16 protein-coding genes are annotated in these 19,936 nt (G+C 35.1%); 3 read left to right on the top strand and 13 right to left on the bottom strand.

Annotated elements, in window-relative coordinates; all coding sequences use genetic code 11:
* Nucleotides 1-5: 5 nt before the first annotated feature.
* From AAC601_RS04570 to AAC601_RS04610, 9 genes are all read right to left on the bottom strand, one after another.
* On the bottom strand, nucleotides 6-5,294 hold the full coding sequence (locus AAC601_RS04570; RefSeq protein WP_340152608.1) for a tandem-95 repeat protein: 5,289 nt from the start codon (nucleotides 5,292-5,294) through the stop codon (nucleotides 6-8).
* Nucleotides 5,295-5,404: 110 nt separating this feature from the next.
* Nucleotides 5,405-6,301 carry a hypothetical protein gene (locus AAC601_RS04575; protein WP_303270869.1) on the bottom strand — a complete coding sequence of 299 codons (897 nt, stop codon included), beginning with the start codon at nucleotides 6,299-6,301 and terminating at the stop codon, nucleotides 5,405-5,407.
* The gene (locus tag AAC601_RS04580) at nucleotides 6,298-7,461 is read right to left on the bottom strand and encodes a glycosyltransferase family 1 protein (RefSeq protein ID WP_303270870.1); all 1,164 of its coding nucleotides are present in this window, start codon (nucleotides 7,459-7,461) and stop codon (nucleotides 6,298-6,300) included. The genes AAC601_RS04575 and AAC601_RS04580 overlap by 4 nt, the downstream gene beginning before the upstream one ends.
* A gap of 77 nt (nucleotides 7,462-7,538) precedes the next feature.
* The gene (locus AAC601_RS04585) at nucleotides 7,539-8,663 is read right to left on the bottom strand and encodes a glycosyltransferase (protein WP_340152609.1); all 1,125 of its coding nucleotides are present in this window, start codon (nucleotides 8,661-8,663) and stop codon (nucleotides 7,539-7,541) included.
* Complete coding sequence (locus AAC601_RS04590) at nucleotides 8,656-9,594, bottom strand: glycosyltransferase family 2 protein (protein ID WP_340152610.1); 939 nt, start codon at nucleotides 9,592-9,594, stop codon at nucleotides 8,656-8,658. Before AAC601_RS04590 ends, AAC601_RS04585 begins: the two co-directional genes overlap by 8 nt.
* Nucleotides 9,557-10,333: a methyltransferase domain-containing protein gene (locus AAC601_RS04595; RefSeq protein ID WP_303270873.1), complete on the bottom strand. Its 777-nt coding sequence runs from the start codon at nucleotides 10,331-10,333 to the stop codon at nucleotides 9,557-9,559. Before AAC601_RS04595 ends, AAC601_RS04590 begins: the two co-directional genes overlap by 38 nt.
* Nucleotides 10,334-10,340: 7 nt before the next feature.
* Nucleotides 10,341-11,519 (bottom strand): glycosyltransferase family 2 protein, encoded by a 1,179-nt coding sequence (locus AAC601_RS04600; RefSeq protein ID WP_340152611.1) that lies wholly within the window; start codon nucleotides 11,517-11,519, stop codon nucleotides 10,341-10,343.
* A 4-nt stretch (nucleotides 11,520-11,523) separates the two neighbouring features.
* Nucleotides 11,524-12,654 (bottom strand): sugar transferase, encoded by a 1,131-nt coding sequence (locus AAC601_RS04605; protein ID WP_340152612.1) that lies wholly within the window; start codon nucleotides 12,652-12,654, stop codon nucleotides 11,524-11,526.
* Complete coding sequence (locus tag AAC601_RS04610) at nucleotides 12,644-13,024, bottom strand: response regulator (RefSeq protein ID WP_340152613.1); 381 nt, start codon at nucleotides 13,022-13,024, stop codon at nucleotides 12,644-12,646. Before AAC601_RS04610 ends, AAC601_RS04605 begins: the two co-directional genes overlap by 11 nt.
* A 431-nt stretch (nucleotides 13,025-13,455) precedes the next feature.
* Here AAC601_RS04610 and AAC601_RS04615 point away from each other — a divergent pair, with 431 nt between their 5' ends.
* Entirely contained in the window at nucleotides 13,456-14,010 is a 555-nt protein-coding gene (locus tag AAC601_RS04615) for a hypothetical protein (RefSeq protein ID WP_303270877.1), read from the top strand.
* On the opposite strand, the gene AAC601_RS04620 is transcribed toward AAC601_RS04615, so the two are convergent.
* The 3 genes from AAC601_RS04620 to rimO all read right to left on the bottom strand — a co-directional run bounded on the left by AAC601_RS04620 (nucleotide 14,003) and on the right by rimO (nucleotide 17,560).
* Complete coding sequence (locus AAC601_RS04620; RefSeq protein ID WP_303270878.1) at nucleotides 14,003-14,587, bottom strand: 5-formyltetrahydrofolate cyclo-ligase; 585 nt, start codon at nucleotides 14,585-14,587, stop codon at nucleotides 14,003-14,005. The genes AAC601_RS04615 and AAC601_RS04620 overlap by 8 nt on opposite strands.
* Complete coding sequence (gene bshC, locus AAC601_RS04625) at nucleotides 14,580-16,145, bottom strand: bacillithiol biosynthesis cysteine-adding enzyme BshC (protein ID WP_303270879.1); 1,566 nt, start codon at nucleotides 16,143-16,145, stop codon at nucleotides 14,580-14,582. The genes AAC601_RS04620 and bshC overlap by 8 nt, the downstream gene beginning before the upstream one ends.
* A 104-nt stretch (nucleotides 16,146-16,249) precedes the next feature.
* Nucleotides 16,250-17,560 (bottom strand): 30S ribosomal protein S12 methylthiotransferase RimO, encoded by a 1,311-nt coding sequence (gene rimO / locus AAC601_RS04630; protein ID WP_303270880.1) that lies wholly within the window; start codon nucleotides 17,558-17,560, stop codon nucleotides 16,250-16,252.
* 229 nt (nucleotides 17,561-17,789) lie between these two features.
* Between rimO and AAC601_RS04635 the strand changes: the two genes are divergently transcribed.
* Together AAC601_RS04635 and AAC601_RS04640 are read left to right on the top strand one after the other, a co-directional pair.
* Nucleotides 17,790-18,254, top strand: a complete 465-nt coding sequence (locus AAC601_RS04635) for a DUF6452 family protein (protein ID WP_303270881.1) — start codon at nucleotides 17,790-17,792, stop codon at nucleotides 18,252-18,254.
* Nucleotides 18,223-18,957, top strand: coding sequence for a DUF6048 family protein (locus AAC601_RS04640; RefSeq protein WP_303270882.1), 735 nt, complete (start codon nucleotides 18,223-18,225; stop codon nucleotides 18,955-18,957). The genes AAC601_RS04635 and AAC601_RS04640 overlap by 32 nt, the downstream gene beginning before the upstream one ends.
* Here the strand turns inward: AAC601_RS04640 and ftsY are convergent.
* Nucleotides 18,954-19,913, bottom strand: coding sequence for a signal recognition particle-docking protein FtsY (gene ftsY, locus AAC601_RS04645; RefSeq protein WP_340152614.1), 960 nt, complete (start codon nucleotides 19,911-19,913; stop codon nucleotides 18,954-18,956). The two genes, AAC601_RS04640 and ftsY, sit on opposite strands and share 4 nt — an antisense overlap.
* Nucleotides 19,914-19,936: the final 23 nt, after the last annotated feature.

Here is a 19,936-nt window from a genome sequence, read left to right on the forward strand (position 1 = left end):
CTTTTTTACCTAATAATGACCACCGTTCCAGTCAATTTCTTAGCAATATCACTGCAGTTTATCACATAATAGTAAGCACCTTCTGGCAGTGGATTACCATTCAAGTTTCCGTCCCATTCGTTTGCATAGCCTGTGGATTCAAATACATTTTTCCCGCTCCTGTCAAAAACCTGTATTTGGCAATTGTCAATTCCATCCACACCTTCAATTTGCCAGAAATCGTCTATCCCATCCCCGTTAGGTGAAAATAATTTTCTGGGTCTTGCTAATTCATCTTCTGCCAACACTGTTATCCTTTTTGTAGCTGAATTTTCCAAACTGTCGATATTTGAAACATTCACTCTCACGTAATAAGCCCCTTCTTTAAAATTGCTCAACTCAACCACATTGGAAGTGTCTGGTCGAATAAGTAAATCGGTAGGGCCAAAAAGTTGTTCCCAACTATAGGATGCAATTAAGCTGTTTTCTGACTGTGCAAAAACTTCAATTGTGACAGCTGAATCAGGTAATTGCAAAATGATATCCCCACCGGCACTTAAAGTTGGCGGTTGAGGAATAAACTCCTCTTCTTCGGGAAGGACATTCAATTGCACCTCATCAAAACTACTTTGGCCTGTATTATCAGTAGCGGTAAATCTGAAAGTAAAAATACCTTCAGATAAGTCATCAATGGTTAATTGATTAGAATTTTCTCCAGATAAGGTCAAATTTTCACCTGCTATTTGTTCCCATAATACAGTGGCAATAGTACCGTTTTCAGATTCCGCTTCTCCTATGATCAACAAAGCCTCACTTGGCAATTCTACAGATAAATTAGGACCAGCATTAACTACTGGTGGTTCTATAATTTCTTCCGACAAGACTTGGATTTGCACAAGGTCCTCTGCTACCGCACCCTCAGTATCTGTCACCCTAATACGTATTTGATAAGTACCTTCAACCAAATCGTTAATATTTACAGTCGGCTGATCATTATCAGCTATAAATAGCTGGGGACCACTTATTTTTGACCAAAAATAGCTGATTTCATCACCATCAGGGTCACTTGCATTGGCAGTGATGCTAGTAGAATTATTCGGCAAATTTATTTGAATATCGGAGCCAGCGTTTACTGTTGGAGGACTATTTGCATCTTCGGGAAGCACAGTAAGACTCATTAAATCAGTAGCACTAGCATTATCATTATCAGTTGCAGTCAATTCTAGGGTATAATTCCCAGCTTCCAAGTCCGTTAATTCTAAATTCAATGTATTTTGGTTATTCAAGTTTCCGTTTCCACCCGATAACTTGCTCCAAGACACTTCTGATATTGAGCCATCAGAATCTGAAGCAGTACCGTTAATAGTAATTTGATTCTGCGGTAACTTGATATTCTTATTAGGTCCAGCATTTACTGTTGGGATTTTATTAGTATTTTCAGGAAGCACTGTTAAAATCATTTGATCTGTTGAAGAAAGCCCTTCACTATCAATTACTTTTAACCTAAACCAGTAAGTGCCCAATTCTAAATTACTAACAGTAAGCTTAGCATTAGTAGCGTTGGTGAGAACTGCATTCCCTCCAGAAGTTTTTGTCCATAGATAGGAAGAAACATTACCCTCTGGATCAAAACCACTTCCATTGAGTACAATAGAATTTGTTGGGAGGACGAGAGTTTTGTCAGTCCCGGCATCTGCCACGGGCGGTTGATTGACCTCCTCCTCTGAAACAGTCAATGTCATTTCATCACTGTCCTCAACACCCCCGTCATCTATAACCTTTAACTGAAAAACGAATTGGCCAGCAATTAAATCTGAAACCGTTAATTTGGCTAAATTTATATTAGCCAAGGTAAGAGAACTACCTGACACTTGAGACCACTCATAACTCACAATTTGTCCGTCATTATCAGCTCCTGAACCATTAATAGTTACAGAGGCAAGGGGCAAGACAATCAGTCGGTCAGAACCCGCATTTGCAACTGGCGATTCATTTGTAGATTCCGATAAAACAAAAACGAAAACTTCATCAAAAGAACTTGCTCCCTCGTTATCCGTGACGGACAATCTAAAAGTGTAAGAGCCTGCAATTAATCCTGAAAGCGTAAGGTTGGCAGTATTCTGGTTTGTTAAGGTTGCAGCTCCGCCACTTATTTTAGTCCAATTATAAGAACTTACAGACCCATCTACATCGGAAGCAGCTCCGTTTAAGGTAACTGCATTTGTGGGTAATTTTATCGTTACATTTTCACCAGCATCCACTATTGGAAAAGAATTTACATCTTCAGGTATTACCGTTACTGTCACTTCATCAGAAGCTTGTGCGCCATCATCGTCAGTGGCAGACAACCGGAAAACATAATCACCTTCAATTAAGCCTGACGCTGTTAAATTTAAAGTACTAATATTTGTCAAAATTCCAGCACTTGGTCCGCTTACTTGTGTCCATTCAATTGATTCCACTGAACCATCCGAATCTGTAGCCACTCCATTAATTGTTATGGAATTGGTAGGTAAATTTAAATTTCTATTATTACCTGCATTTACGTTAGGACTAATATTATTTTCTTCATTGACTGTAACTTGAAGGTCATCAACGTCAGAATCGCCATCATTATCAGTCACTGTAATCTCAAACCTATATTGACCAGCAATTAAGTCCTTAACTTCCAATGTAGCCTGATTTTCATTAATTAATGTTGCTGAGGCAGGGCCACTACTTTGAGTCCATTGATAACTGACAATTTCTCCATCTTCATCTGTTCCAGAACCAATAATATCCACACTATCTTTAGGCAATGTTATGTTTTTATTGGACCCCGCATTTGCAACTGGAGGGGTATTTATAGCCGTCACAGTAACAGATACTTCATCCGAGGCAAAACTCCCTCCATCATCTTCAACCGTAATTTGAAAATTGTAAAGCCCTTCTGTAAGTCCACCGACCTCTAAGGTTGACGAGTTTGTACCTGATAAAGTAGCACCAGCATTTCCACTGATCTGTTCCCATAAATAAGAATTTATCATACCATCATCATCAGAGGCTGTTGCAATAATTGTCACTGAATTAGTGGGCAAAGTGATTGATTTATTATTCCCCGCATCAACTATTGGCGCTATATTGACCTCTTCAGGTGCAACATTTACATCCACAGCATTACTTCGTTTTGCTCCATCGTCATCCGTAACAGTCAGTCTAAACCGATAATTGCCTTCAACTAAATTGGATGCAGTTAGAGTTTGCGTATTCTCACCCGTTAGTGTCGCATTGCCCCCTGATACTTTAATCCAGGCATAATTTACAATCGTCCCATCAGGGTCAGATGCTGTACCATTTAGGATAACTTGGTTCGTAGGAAGAACAATGAATTTATCAGGCCCAGCATTTACATTTGGAAGTTGATTCACTGGTTGATCATTAACATTTACGGTCGCCTCTGCAGTATTTGTAGCGCCTTCATTGTCAGTTACAGTAATAGAATATACATATTGGCCTGCAACGTCCAAATCATTTACCGTCAGGGTAGAACTACTACTATTCAGTAAGCTAGATGAGCCCACTTCACTGACAATTTCCCATAAATAAGAAGCAATATTGCCATCTAAATCAGATGCTGATGCTTGAATATTAACCGTATTAGTTGGTAATGTAATGCTCTGTTCAACTTGATCGACTGAAACAGTCGGAACTTGGTTTGCATCTAGAACAGTAACGTTCTTCAAGTCGGAATCAGAGGCCCCATCATCATCAGTAACCGTAAGTCGAAAAGTATATGTTCCAGTTACCAGATTGCTGGCCGTTGCAGTAGAATTATTAACATTTGAAAGGGAAACCGAAGGACCTGAAGTTTTTTCCCACAAATAATTTGAAATAGTTCCATCATCATCTGTCCCTGAACCCACCAAGTTGGTGCTATTTGTAGGTAGTTGCATTTGAATATCTACCCCAGCATTTGCTATTGGATCCAAATTAGACTCCTCTAAGACTTCCAATTGCATCTCATCACTATCAGTAACATTGTCATCATCTTCTACTGTAAGCTCGAAAACGTAAATGCCAGCCTGTAAAGCAGACAAATTCAAAGTAGCTTGGTTTGCATTGCTAATGGTAACTGCACCACCAGAGATCTTTTGCCAAGAATAACTTATAATGTTTCCATCACTATCTGTACCCGTTCCTGAAATAGTAGTTGAACTAGTAGGTAACTGTATTTGCTTATTGGAACCAGCATTAGCCGTTGGGGGCGAATTAGAATCAACAACAGTTAGTTTCATTTGGTCCGAAGCAGAATTACCATCTGCGTCAGTAGCTGTCAATCTAAATTGATATATACCGGCCACTGCATTACTTACCGACAAAGTCGCTGTGGAAGTATTACTAAGCGTAGCAGATGGTCCAGATACTTTTTCCCATAGGTACGTACTTATTGCTGCTGTAGAACTGGCAGTGCCTGAAACAGAAGCATTGTTTGTGGGTAAATTTAAAGTTATATCTTCTCCAGCATCCACAGAGATCGATGCTCTACTTTGTTGCATGAACCATTCATAAATATTTGGAGTATGTAAGGAATTATCAGTGCGATAGGCCCTAGACCAGGAGTTATGTCCTATCCCTTCATATACAGTCAAAAGTGGAGCTGGATTTATGGCCGGTGTGCATTCATTTAGTGCATCAATCATCAGGGTGGTTCTATTTAAAGGAACTACCCCATCAGCATCACCATGAAATGCCCACACAGGAATGTTTTCTGCAGCAATGTTACATGCTTTATTGAGATTATTTCTACTCCCACAAACTGGAGCCACTGCAGCGATTTTCTCAGGGAAACTGTGAGCATAAAACCAAGCTCCTCCTCCTCCCAGACTTAAACCGGTAACGTAAATTCTATTCAAATCAATCCTAAGTCCATCATTAAGAACATGCTCGACTACCTCATCCATATAATTTGGCGGCCAATTTCCTAAATTTGTTTTTAGTTGAGGAGATATTAGAATAAATGGAAAATCATGTCCATTTTTAACATGTAGAGGAGGTCCGTTTTTTGCAACTTTTGTTAAATCCCCCTCATTATTTCCTCTTTCACCTAATCCATGAAAGAAAATCATGATGGGATAGTCATCAGTGTTGCTATTATAATCGGCAGGAAGATATTCGTAATACCATGTTCCACCAGGGCTTTCTTTTGCCAATTGATTCTGTGCGAGAACAATTTTATGTTGAAAAATAAATATAAAAATCAACAATAAAATTCTAGTACTTCTAAATGATGAGGTTAAGCCACAAAATTCTATCCTTAAAATATTTTTCTTTTTCATACTGGTAGTTGATAGTTAGAAACATTATACTTAAAGGGTTTTAATGCTGTCTCAAAGAAAATTATTACAACAGTATGTTAAGGTATAAAAAAAAAGTAAAATAATCTAAGTCACTGATAATTAAATTGATAAATATTTCCTCCGATAAAATTCATTTCTCTTTCATCTACAATCATCAATTGTTTTTTCTTGGTGAAAACAATTCCAGCTTTATGCGAATATTGATTTAACTTGTACTCTGTAAAGGTACCTTTTGAAAAAACTGGAGTAAGAAAATTTTCAATTGTAATAATTCTGTGATGGAATAATAAAGCGATAGTGCCTTTATCTTTTGAAATATCCGCTCCAGTAATCCAATTATTTAGCATTGCCCCATCAAGTTTAAATGCATCTACTTTTTTAGCAATATAATCACCGCTGGTGATCGGTAACGCATAAACATTTATTAAACCATTATAGGGCTTTGTCCTATTTTTCGTAAATAAATAGAGGGAATCATTAAGGCAAAAAAAAGCATCAATATCAAAATTATTTCTATCTGGAGTTGGTGGAAAAGCCTTTTGATCTTCAAAACTAAAACTTATCACTTTTGCTAAGGTGACCTTTGCCGTTATGCTATCTGGATTCGGGACAATATAAATTTTAAGTTCCTTCTTATCCGATTTATTATTACCAAAAGCTCCTATGTATAAATTTCCGTAATCATCCCTTGTTAAATCTTCCCAGCCCCTATTTTTGTTCGCTAAGTGAACCGTTTTAATTATTGTTCCAATCGAATCTATTCCAAAAAGCACTGGAATCCCTCCATCATTGTGAGTCCAATACAAATTCGAATCGAAAGTTTCAAGACCAGAAGCTTCATTGATGGTTTCAGGCAATTTACCTAGCACCTGAAAACTAAATTGGTCAACAGAAGCCTGATTCAACTTTGGTTTGATAATTTCCTGAGCAGAATTAACAAAAGAATAGCTAAAAAATATGACTAGTAAAAAAAAAGATCTTATCATTTTACAAGTATTTTATTTTGAGAAAAAGACAGATAAGTAGCTAACCATTTCTCAGCTGAGTATTTCCACTGAAATTCATTACTCCTTTTAAGGCCCTTTTCAGTCATAGAAAGTCGTTTTGTTTCATTTGACAAAATCCTTTTTATTTCTTTACCTATCTCTACTGTATTCAATGGATCGACATAAACAGCAGCATCTCCGCCTACTTCAGGTAATGAAGTTAATCCAGAAGTAATTACAGGCGTTCCACAAGCCATAGCTTCTAAAACTGGAATTCCGAAGCTTTCACGGGTAGACAGAAACAAGAATACGGTTGCGCCATTATATACATTTACTAGATCATAATTAGAAACATATCTTTTCGTAGTGATCAAATGTTCTATATCACCCAGCTGATTTCTACTAACAATTTTTTGGAAATATTCTTTCTCAATATCTAGAATTACCAGTGGGAGTACTTCTTCGGAGGGCGTATTACCGGCATATTTTGCGTAAGAAACTATAGAATTTTCTGTGTTCTTCCTAGGATCCCTACTTCCAAATAGCAAGATGTATTTATCAGGGAAATTATATTCCTTAAGAAACTGAGCAACTTTTTCTTTATCTCTCTTTTCTCTAAAATACTCTGAACATGCGTTATAATAAGTATCCAAGTCCTTTTCAGATATTTGGAAGTAATCTGATATTTTTTTCTTTTCATAATTTGAAACCGTTCCAATTTTTGCACATTTCCTAATAATTTTGGGGACGAGTAATCTTCGGTAAAAATTACCTATTCTTTGGTACAGACTACCATGGATAAACTGCACCTTTTCAAGATAAATTATATCATGAAGGGTGAGGACTAGGGGAATATTTAAAAATAGAGGGGCAGTATTGGCAGTGCAATGCAACAAATCTACTTTATATTTTTTAGCTAAAATAGGGAGGTGTATTTGTTCCCAAACTGCATAACTTGAAGAAAACTTTTGAATAATATGAAAATTAACAGGCAGGTTCTTGAATAAGCTAGAAACATCTTCGTCCTTTGAATTACAGAACACAAAGTATTCATTATCAGAATCTAATAATTGTAAAGCTTTGATAAGTTCAATAGTCACAATATCAATCCCGTGTTTTCTATCACGAAATATCCTTTGGGCTTCTATGCCAATCTTCATTTTTAAATAGTCATAAGGTTCTAAATATCAAGTTAAATAATAATAATCAAATATTTTTTAGATAACTGTGATTTTAATTATATCAGTCTGCTGTATTCCTTCTCAATTCTAGTCACCATTCTTTCAATGGAAAAATCTTCATCAATCTTTTGATATGCTTTCTCTCCAAATGTTTTGATGAACTCAGAATTATTTGCAAGCTCTAGCATTGCACTTTTTAATTGCTCCGGATTGGATTTATCAACAATCAGACCATTTTCTCGATCTACTATGACCTCCAATATCCCATCGGCTGGACTTACTATACAAGCCTTTTTCATTGACATCGCTTCTAATAGCCCAATGGGCAAACCTTCCCACAATGAAACTAGACAGTAGACATCAATAGCCGCTAATACTTCGGGAATATTTTCATGAAAAGGCAAAATTCTTACTTTCTCTTCTAAATTAAAATTCCTAATCAGCTCATTTTTTTCGTTATCAAGCTCTCCTTCCCCGACCAATACTAATCTAATTTTTGCATTTTCCTTTTGAGCAAGATTAAACCCTCTGATTATATTTAATGGGTCCTTTTGAAATGTCATTCTAGCTATCAAAGCAAACCATATGAATTCTTTTGATAGATCATTTTTCTGCCTAAACTCATTACCGTCCGTTTGGTAACTGAACTTATCACGATTAATTCCACACTTTATCAGAAGAGATTTAAATCCTCTATATAATTGTTTTCCTGTTCTCTGATTCGATTGAGAAACATTGATTATCAAATCAACATTTTTGGATATAAAGCTTTCTCCTAACTTTCTTATGGTTCTGATTTTCCTACTCTGTGCATCATTAAATGACCAACCGTGAACCGTATAAAGAATTGGTTTACCTACTATTTTGGAAGCAAATAATAAGTTTGAAGCAGCCCGTGTTCCATGAGCATGGATAATGTCAATATTGTATTTCTTTATTAATTTAACTACTTTTAAAAGGACCAAAAGATCAAAAGATCTAGCTGTTTTAATGACCTCTACCGTAATACCAATCTTTTTAAGATTAGTCACCATCGGGCCGTCAGTGAAAGATAAAACTACTGGGTTAATTTTGCTTTGATCCAGATTCTTAGCTAAGTCAAAAACATGTGATTCCCCTCCTCCAATTTTACCCTGTCTTATACCAAGTAAGACATTAATTTTTGTCTGACCACTACTCATATTTTGGAGTATTTAAATGCCATTTAACTGCATTAAGATAAGCCTTAAAATGGTCTTTTTCCCTATAAATAAAATACTTTAATAATTTAGAAGGGGATACAATAAAGAACAAGTAGAAAAGTCCGATAAATCTCTTAAACCCATTGAAGTTCCTTTTAACAAACAATATCCGGTTTCTATTCATATAATAGGTTTTAAAAGGGCTATTCTTACCGACAGACATAGATTCTTTGTGGTAAATCTTTGCTTTTTGCTCGACTTTTATTTCAAAACCTGCTCTTGCAATCTGTTGGGCCCAATCTAATTCTTCATAATACAAGAAGTAGAACTCTGGCATTGCACCCACTTTCTCAATTACTTTCATTGGAACCATCATAGCTGCACCATGTCCAGCATATGTATTCAAAAATTCTTCATATTCACCACCGTCTTCTCTTTTATTCCCATAGGCAAAATTACGAGACAAAACATTAAGTGGGGAAAACCCAGCATACTGAATGATATTAGTTTCATGAAATTTAATTTTAGGTGATAACATGCCAAGTTGATCATTCTCTTTAAATCTTTGAAGAAGTATTTCTACCAAATCATCAGAAACTATTGTGTCATTGTTAATGAAAAATAGATATTTTCCTTTGGCATGTTTAATACCTAAATTATTTCCTCCTGCAAATCCAAGGTTAGTGCTGGATTTCAAAAGGTTTACAAACGGAAAATTTGAAAGAATCTTGGGTTCTGGATCTTCCTTCGAAGCATTGTCTACAACAATTGTTTCAAAGGAAATGTCATTTTTCTGTAAATTAGCAATGGAAGTAAGCAATTCCATCGTATCATCCAAGCCGTTGTAATTGACAGTTATGAAACTAACTTCTACATCCTTTATCATCTTAAAGTTAATCTTCTTTCCTTCTCCAAACCATATGATATCCACCAGAAAATGATGTAGGTAGTAAATCTGCAACTTTCGAATCAAACTTCTGAATGCTAATTGAATTTCTGGCGACAATTGAAAATGGAAACACATCGTCAATAAAATTTGCTGATTTAAGCATGACTATTTCAAATCCTGAATTTTCTGCTAATTTCCTCAATTGCTTTTTTGTAAAAAATTGAATGTGATCTAAATCAGATGCTGCAGATTGAATAGTAGTCCCAGAATAACCTAACTTACTTTTTATTGAGCTCAACAATTTCCAGCTAATCCCATTATTATTCCTAATCTTAATAAATGGTCGAGTTACAAACAGCTCCCGTGGCCCCACTCCATTAGGGACAGTCACAATTAATGCTCCATTATTTTTGATCAGATATCGTAATTCTTCAAGTAGATTTTCAGGTTGATTCAAATGTTCCAATACTTCAGAACAAATTACCACATCATATTTTTTACCTTCCAATTTCAAAGTCTCTGCATTGGCCTTCTCAAAAATTACATTCGAAAACTTATTTTGATCCTTTGCAATTTTTATTGCATCCTCACTTAATTCTATTCCATGAACATTATACCCCAATTCACCTAGATTAAGACTAATAATGCCGTTTCCACAACCTACATCAAGAATATGGACATCCTCAGGATTTTCATGCCACTCCCTTAGGTTAGACACAATAAATGCTAACCTTTTTATGTCAGCATACCTAGTATACTTCGGTGTTAATTTTGAATTCATTTCTGTGCTATATGTTTTTGTGAGGAGTATGGATAAATGTTCTTTTCGACTCCTTCATTTTGAAGAGTATTCCTAACATCGTAAAGAGTAATTTGGGTATTCTCAGGATTGCGTAAATCAAATTTTTATTAAAGTATGCTTTTGGAACAGCCAAAAGCAAAGTAACCATATATAGCATTAAAAATACCATCCAAAAAATTGAAGGGATTAATACAAAATCAGATAAGACAAACGAAAAAACGATTAACAGCATCAACATACCTAAATTAAACATTCTTGGAAGTTGCGCTTGAATCAGCACGGCCATATGAAATAAATCAAACTTTCCTTTGAATAAAGATTTGATACCTAAAGTAAAATATCGCTTCAAAAAGATGAAATGACTCGAAATCCATCTTTTTCGTTGGTTTTCAAATACTTTTAAATCTTCTGTTTTCTCGTCATACACATAAGCCTCTTTAACATAGTTAATATGAGCATTATCCTTCACTATCTCTATTTGAAACTCTTTATCAAAACCACCAATAGCATTTGAGTCTTTTATTTTTTGATAAATTAACTCATAAGAAAAAGCCATTCCGGATCCGGCAATTGGGCTTGAAACACCTATTCCTTCAGCTCCCTGCCTGAAGATTGTATTACTAATTTCTTCACTAATACCATCTAAAACAGAATAAGGCGTATTTACATTCTTAGCTTTCCTTCTTCCCTGTATAGCAACTGACCCATTTTCAAATGAAAATGCTAGGTAGCTAAGGAAATCTTTGCTCATGATATTATCTGCATCTAATATTACAACATGCGTGTAATTAGTGTACTTCTCCAAAGCGCTTGAAATAGCTTTTGCTTTTGTGCTTTTTTCAAACTTAACTTCATGAGTGATCGCATCTGTTCCGTTAAGTTCCTTCAAAGTCGAAGATTTCAACTGATCTGCAATCACAATTAAGTCAAAACACTCATTAGGATAATCAACTAACAAGTTTTGCTTAACGGAATTTAGAATTACTGTGTCTTCTTTATATGCAGGAACTAAAACCGCAAATTTAATACTCGTGGAAAAGTTTTGAGTCTTTTTTAATTTATTTGGATAATTAAGAGAAGCAATAACAAAAATCAAATTATAGACTACTATAAATATAATGTAAAGCAGTACAATTATCTCTATTGTATGTAAAGCATCAATCATGATTTTAAACCCTCTCTTCTTGCAATAAAGCTGGGAAAGTCTTTAGTAATAGCTTTAAATCACTCTTAAATGAATTACTTTTTGCATATTCAATGTCCAATGATATTCTTTCCTCCTCAGACATTTCAGATTTTCCTCTTTTAGTTACCTGCCACAAACCTGTGATTCCTGCAGCTGCCATAAAACGTAAAGCGCACTGATCTTTAGTTAGTTGTTGTGCTTCATATAAAGGAAGTGGTCTATTTCCGACAATAGACATATCACCTTTTACAACATTTATCAATTGGGGTAGCTCATCCAAGCTTGTATCTCTTAAAAATTTACCAAATCTAGTAATTCTTGGATCATCCTTAATTTTAAAGAATACTGAGTTCACCTCATTATTTTTTTGATTACCTTGTCCGTATTGGTTCAAATGTGATAATTTACTTAGCTCCTTATCAGCTCCATCAGCCATGGATCTAAATTTTAAGAAGTTGAAAACTTTATAACCTACACCGGATCTTTTGGAAACATAAAAAACAGGTCCCCGCGATTCTATCTTTATTATCAACGCAATTATTAAAAACAAGGGGCTTAGTAATAAAAGAAGGCTTCCAGACACTAATATATCAAACACCCTCTTCGTAGAACCAATTTTATAGTTAGAAAAATTGTTTTTTGAAGTATTGTCCTCTTGTGTTAACTTCTTAAATAGCTTAAGAAAATCAATCCAATAATTTAATTTCTCCGCATTGAAATCAACTGGAAAACAATCATCAGCACCAACCCTAAGGATTTTCTTCTTTACTTCCGTATCAACTTCATTGGACACCACAATTATCGGAATATGATGCGCTGAGGAACGCACAGTAAAACCTAATGTACTTAAGTTCTTGAAAAAAATGTGATCTAAATAATTAGTATGAAAAATAATGGCATCAGGTGCATTTGAAGATGAGCATTGATTAATTTCTTCAAGTAAAAAAGCGAAATTTACTTTTTCAACATTTGCAAACATGCCCAAGTTTGGCTCATCAATAGCCTCATTGGTAATATACAATAACCTTTTTTTGAAAACTTTATCCGTTTCAATCAGAAAGTTTTCGTTACTATTTAACAAGTGATTATTGGCATTCATAATATTATTGCTCAATTTTATCATTAAAAATTCCGTCTAACAAATCATATAATTGATCCGGATCAAATGGCTTTTCTAAATATCCTTTTGCCCCTAATTTCAAGCATCGATTTTTGAAGGCCTCATCAGTTCTACAACTGATAAATACAAATGGTATTTCAGAAAACATTCCGCTTTGTGAAATACTGGTAAAAAAATCAAATCCATTCATATTGGGTGTCTTGAAATCAGAAATAATTACTGACGGTATATTTCCCTCTGACAACCATCTCATACCATCAAGACCATCATTCTTAAAAACCAGCTTATGGTTTTTTTTTAGTAAAACATCCAATAATAATCGCATTGGCTCATCATCCTCAATTATTAATATTGTATGCTTCATTCGAATGTATCTTTTTACCAACAATTAAATTAATAAGAGCTGATACTATTTTAACTATTTATTAATCTATTGATATTTTATTGATTTATTTTAATAGTTAAAATTAGTTATTATTAAGTATCTATCATAAATATTAGATGTATTTTTTTAATTATTTTGATCAAAAATCGTTAACCACCTCATATATAATGTTGAATAGCAATTTTTTAAAGATTAATGCCGTTCGCAAAATGATAAATCCTATTATTTTATTACATCAAAACAGTAGATTTAAACACCTTCAATAATGAGAAACATTTATTTTAGAAATAGTGTCTAATAATATGTAAGAATTTTCAATAAATTTACAAATACAAAAAACGTGAGTTGATAAGTACGATTGATATACTTAGTCATCTTTATAGAAAAATGCACACATTATTACTAGAATCATGAAAAGATTAGTAATCGCAGTTACAATTTTGACTATTGTAGGGATAGCTATTTATACTACCTATAAAGCGCTTTATCCGAAAATAGTAGCGCAGGCAGTAGTTGATAAAAAATATATAAACCTACTTCCGAAAAAGTACAATAAAAAAATTAATATCATCAGCGATTCGGTAAACAGCAAACTGGATAAGGTAATAGCAAGCTCATCAAATGAAGGGATTAATATAAATCAACTTGAGGACGCTGTCTTAGAAGTCAAAAGACAAGATGTTGAGTTAATTTATAAGAAGTTAACTGAAACCAAAATATTATCTGTAGAACAAGTATTTGACACCATAAGCCAAAATCTAAAGTTAAAAAGTTTAGATGTAGAAAGTTTAAGAGAGCCATTCTTATACCATGTTCAAAAAAGACATATCAAAAGGGGTATGAAATATATTGAAACGCACGATTTGTTTAATACAATTGACGAAGAAAGCGCAAGACAAATAGCACTCCAAATTCTGAAGCAGAAAGAGAAGAAAATCAAAAAGAAGTTGGAAGAAGCTAAATAGGCTTGCCTAAATCACGTATCTCAAACGGAGTGATCATCCTATGCATGCCGATATCAAATTGATCTTTATACAAATCACCGTCTAATAATGGCCCTAAAGCAATTCCAATAAAAAGAGTGTTGGGACTACATTTTTCCAAAAACCTATCATAATATCCTTTTCCATAACCAATCCTATGGCCACCTTTACTCCCAACGACCATAGGAACCAACACACATTCAATTTTATCAATGAGATAAGATTCCCCGTCTTTTGGTTCTGGTATCCCCCATTTGTTCTCCAAAAAGGTTGTGCTTTGAGTGATTTTCACATGATGCATGATCGGGTTTTGCAAATCAGACACCCCTGTTATTACATCTACTTCCGGCTTTTCAGACCATAAGTACTGTACAAATGGAAAAACATCAGGCTCTTTGTTTTTTTTGATGGGTATAAAGGTATGGATGCTATTGAAGTGATTATCCTCTAGAAACTTAATCAAACGATGATAAAGCAACTCATTCCGTCTCTCGTACTCAGCTTGACTTAGAAATTTTCTTTTCTCTAAATAGACTTTTCGTAAAGTGCTTTTATCCATCCCATCTCATTATGTGGAATTGCAAGGTAAATGGGTCAAAAGCTTTCATTAACTTTTTAATGAACTTCTCATCTGCCTGATAAAATGGTAAAAAATTCTCCTTTCTCTCTTGTAAACCATTGCCAGGAAATAGATAATCTTTAATCTCGTCAATTTGGCGCATTTTGTCTGCATGCTTTCTCTTTTCAGCTGACATCATCTTCTTTTCAATCTTATCAACTGAGTTTCTAATTTTTTCTGACTCAGCCTCGGTCATTTGTGAGAGGCTCTGATCTATAACACCAGCAGACTGCTGTATTTCTGAAAGCAACAATTTCAATTGCTGACGTTCATCATTCAAATTGAGCTTTTGTGCTGTGATTTTTTTAGTAACTTGTTTTTTCAGCTCTTCCCTCTCCGTAAATAAATCTGTCTCTCTCAATTTGAGCTTCTTGATTTTATGACGAATCTGATTCGGAATAATCATTCCAAAATTACGAGGCAAAAGAATTGGGAACGGAGTCTTAAAAGCTTCAAACATTGGCTTTAACTGCATCCAGTAAGCAACTTCTGCAGGGCCGCCCGTATATGCCAAATTAGGCAAAATGGTTTCCTGATAGAGGGGTCTTAAAATCACGTTTGGACTGAATCGATCGGGGTGATTTTCAATCTCTATTTTGATTTCATCCTCAGTAAATTGAATTTCCGTTCCCAAGACTTTGAAAACACCATTTTCCTTTACTATCCTCTCTCTGATACTATCTTTCAAATAAAAGAAATTGATTTCTCTAGGAAATGATTGTGATTTATATCCAATACTATCTAAGGAACTGGAGCAATTTTCTACTAACTCGTTGGCAGTATTATTTAAAACATCATTTTGGATAACCGCCTTAAATTCAGATTTTAATTTATGATTATCAGCATCTAAAACCAACAGCCCCTTCTTTCCATAAAGCTCATTTACATATTCTCTGACCGCATCAGCTAAATCTCCTGCCTCTTTATAAGCCTTAGAAAAAATACTATTCTTAGCACTTAACTCTTCCGCCAAAGCTTCAAGCCCGTCCGTTTTCATTCGACCTACAGCCCCGCTTTGTTCTGTATTCCATTTATACTTACGACCTTCTATCTGAACACTTCTGATTTCGTCTAAATCATGATCCTCTGAGGCCATCCAGTAAACAGGCACAAAATCATACTCTGGATATTTTGCTTTTAGCTGCTTACAAGCATTGATTACTGTAATAATCTTAAAATGAAAATATAACGGGCCGGTAAAAATATTGAGCTGATGCCCTGTGGTGACTGTAAATGTTTTTTCATCACCCAGACTATCTATATTCTTATTAACAGCTTCTTCAACTTTAGACACTTGTGCGTATTGAGATTTCAGAACCTCCACAAGCACTTCTCTATTGACCTTATGTTCAGATTTCTCCTTTACTTGCTCTTGAAAAGCTTCTAGATTAGGATAGCGGTGGTAGAATTTCTTTAGTTCTTCTTTTTGCTGAACAAAATCATTAAAAATAGGTGCGAAAAGACCTGTTTCAGAAAAATCAATACATTCTACCTTCATATTATTTAGGTTACAAAATTATACTACACAAAGATTTCTATTTGCTATTTATTAAGGTCAATTATCCAGCATCTCAATTATTTTGTCAAAAAGACACTGTATTATTACTTCATATTACCATACAAGTCAAACTCGGTGGCATCCGTGATTTCTACTTCCACAAAATCGCCAATTCTGGCATAGCTTTCTGTAGCATCAATCAAGACTTCATTATCAACTTCAGGTGAGTCATGCTCTGTTCTACCAATGAAGAAACCACCTTCTTTTCTATCTACCAACACCTTAAAAGTCTTACCAATTTTCTCTTCGTTTAACTCTTGAGAAATTTGAGTTTGTAATTCCATTACGGCATCCGCTCTATCTTGTTTGATTTCAGCAGGAACATCATCTTCAAAACTAAAAGCATGCGTGTTTTCTTCATGTGAATAAGGAAAAATACCTAAGCGATCAAACCTTGTATTTCTAACAAAATCCATCATTTCTTGAAAATCTTCCTCTGTTTCACCAGGATGCCCAGCAATCAAGGTGGTTCGTAAAGCTATACCCGGAACTTTCTCTCTAATTTTTGCGATCAAGGCTTCTTGCTTCTCACGTGTAGTTCCTCTTCGCATCATTTTCAGCATTTTAGTTGAGCCATGCTGAAGGGGCATATCCAAATAATTGCAGATATTATCTCGCTCTGCCATCACATCCAATATATCTTCAGGGAAACCCGTAGGAAAAGCGTAATGCAATCTTATCCATTCTATCCCTTCTACATCAGAAAGTTGTTTCAACAACTCGGCAAGATTTCTTTTTTTATAAATATCGAGTCCGTAATAGGTAGAATCTTGAGCAATAAGCAAGATTTCTTTTGTGCCATTTCTGGCCATATTCTTGGCTTCTTTCACCAATTCCTCAATAGGTCGAGAAACGTGTTTTCCTCGCATGATAGGAATAGCGCAGAAAGAGCATGGCCTATCACAACCCTCTGCTATTTTCATGTAAGCAAAATGATTGGCAGTAGTGGTAATCCTTTCCCCCACTAATTCATGCTTATAATCAGCATTGAATTTTTTTAATAGCATTGGCAATTCCATAGTGCCAAAAAAAGCATCAACCTGTGGAATTTCCTTTTCTAAATCATCTTTATATCGTTGAGAAAGACAGCCTGTAACATAAAGCTTTTCAATCAAACCTTCCTCCTTGGCATCTGCATAGCGTAAAATGGTGTCTATTGATTCTTGCTTGGCATTATCAATAAACCCGCAAGTATTCACCACTATGATGTTGGAATCATCTTTATCTGATTCGTGCGTCACATCGATCTGATTTCCCCTCAACTGCGTGATCATCACCTCTGAATCCACCAAGTTTTTGGAACATCCCAAGGTTACTACATTAACTTTGTCCTTCTTTAATCCTTTCGTCTTCAAAATATCTCCTCTTTAAAATAAATTTTTTAGTACACTTCACTTAGCTTATGACTTTGGCATCAATGTTGAGAATGCCTTACTGCCAAATATGTGTGGTTGCATATTTGACGTTATTTAAAGACGCAAAGTTAATCAAATATTAGAGGAATTGTTTCAGATGTGATGAATTCCCATCAATTCTCTATTTACAAGTTTAGCTTGTCAGAATATATAATATCTTTGCATCCCAATGGAATCAATCATCAAGAAAAGCATAGTTTTATTACTGACTATTTCAATCTTCGCATGTGATGTGGATAGCAACTGCAATAGTGTTAATGTAGATTTTGTTACATTTAGCACCGTGACGTTAAATGCCAATGCTGAAGAACAAAATGTTGGGGTTGTGTTTGATAGTATTGTTAGTCCACAAACCGATGACTATTTCTTTTTAGCCGATACCCTGAGTAGTTTTCAACTTCCCTTAAGTCCGGTGGAAAATCACACAGATTTCTACTTCTACTCTGGAACACGTGGAGATACGATAAGTTTCACATATGAAAAAAGAAATAGTGTAGACTCACCTGAATGTGGTTTTAATATTGACTTTATTGGTTTGGATACTGCTTTTCAAACTTTTGATTCTTTAGTAATTGTTAATGATACCTTAAAAAGGACTGTAAATGCGCCTAATATTAAGTTGTTTGTTTTTTAGCTTATTGAGCATTTCACTTTTTGGTCAAGTACCAAATAGCAGTGACAATGTTGATACTGTTCAGCAAAGAGTTGTGGAACCGAAGCGTCCAAAGGTGCCCAAATCCTTCTTTATTCCAACTGGACTGAGAATCGGGACTGACTTAGTTGCCTTAGGCGTGAGTGCATTTGGAAATAATCGACAACGATATGAGGTTCAAGGAGATATTGATTTCCATAGAATTTATTTGACTGGATCTTATGGAGTTAGTCAATATTTGATAAGAGCTAACAACTTTAATTATGCCAATTCAGGGAATTATTATAGAATTGGACTAGAAGCTGACTTCCTGAAATTTGACCCCGATCACAATACTTTGACTTTTGGGTTAAGATATGCAAGAGCCAACTATTCTGAATCCTTAGTAACTAGTATAATTGATCCCGTTTACGGGCTTTATGACCAAAATTTAACCAATGAAAACGTTGGAGCACGCTGGTTTGAAATGACAACTGGGCTGAGAGTCATGGTTTTAAAAAATCTCTATATGGGATACAATTTTAGAATTCAATTGAACAGAAAGTTATTCAATACAGATCAATTCAGTTCATATGATATCCCGGGTTTTGGAAGGGCGGAATTCAAAAACAGATGGACCTTCAATTATTATTTAGCCTACAGAATAGCCTGGAGGGAAAAGCAAATTATGGAAAAAACTCGTTAAACTCGTTTAAAAAATGAGTCAACAAATTCCATTTTGTTGAACACTTGCAAATCCTCTACTTTTTCACCGACTCCGATATATTTTACAGGAATTTTGAATTCTTCGGAAATACCAATTACTACACCCCCTTTTGCTGTCCCATCCAATTTAGTGATGGCCAAAGCACTAACTTCAGTGGCTTTCGTAAACTCTCGAGCTTGAATCATGGCATTTTGACCAGTAGATCCATCCAACACTAACAGTACCTCATGAGGAGCTTCATTTACAAATTTCTGAATTACCCTTTTAATTTTAGACAACTCATTCATCAAATTGACTTTGGTGTGTAATCTACCCGCTGTATCTATAATTACAATATCAGCTTCTTCCTCAACCCCTTGCTTTACAGCATCAAAAGCCACTGAGGCCGGATCGGTATTCATTCCATGGGAAACTACTGGAACATCAATTCGTGCTCCCCACATCTTCAATTGGTCTACAGCAGCTGCACGAAAAGTATCGGCAGCACCCAAAATAACTTTTTTACCTTGTTTTTTATATTGAGCAGCTAATTTGCCAATGGTAGTAGTTTTACCCACTCCATTTACGCCCACAACCAATAAAACATAAGGTTTTTTAATCTCTTCAGGAAGAGAAAAATCTTTTAGATCGTCAGTATTGTTTTCAGAAAGCAGTCCGGCTATTTCTTCTCTTAGGATTTTATCGAGTTCGCTTGTTCCCAAATATTTTTCACGGGCCACTCGCTCTTCAATGCGGTCAATAATTTTTACCGTAGTATTGACCCCCAAATCAGAACTAATTAGAATCTCCTCTAATTCATCTAATACATCCTCATCAACTTGAGATTTACCAACTACAGTACGCCCAAGCTTGGTAAAGAAACTATCCTTGGTTTTTTCCAAGCCCTTGTCGAGCGACTCTTTTTTTTCTTTAGAGAAAATCTTGAAAATACTCATTCTAATATGGTTTAAAGGTAATG

Source organism: uncultured Marivirga sp., from assembly GCF_963974845.1.
Lineage (GTDB): Bacteria > Bacteroidota > Bacteroidia > Cytophagales > Cyclobacteriaceae > Marivirga > Marivirga harenae.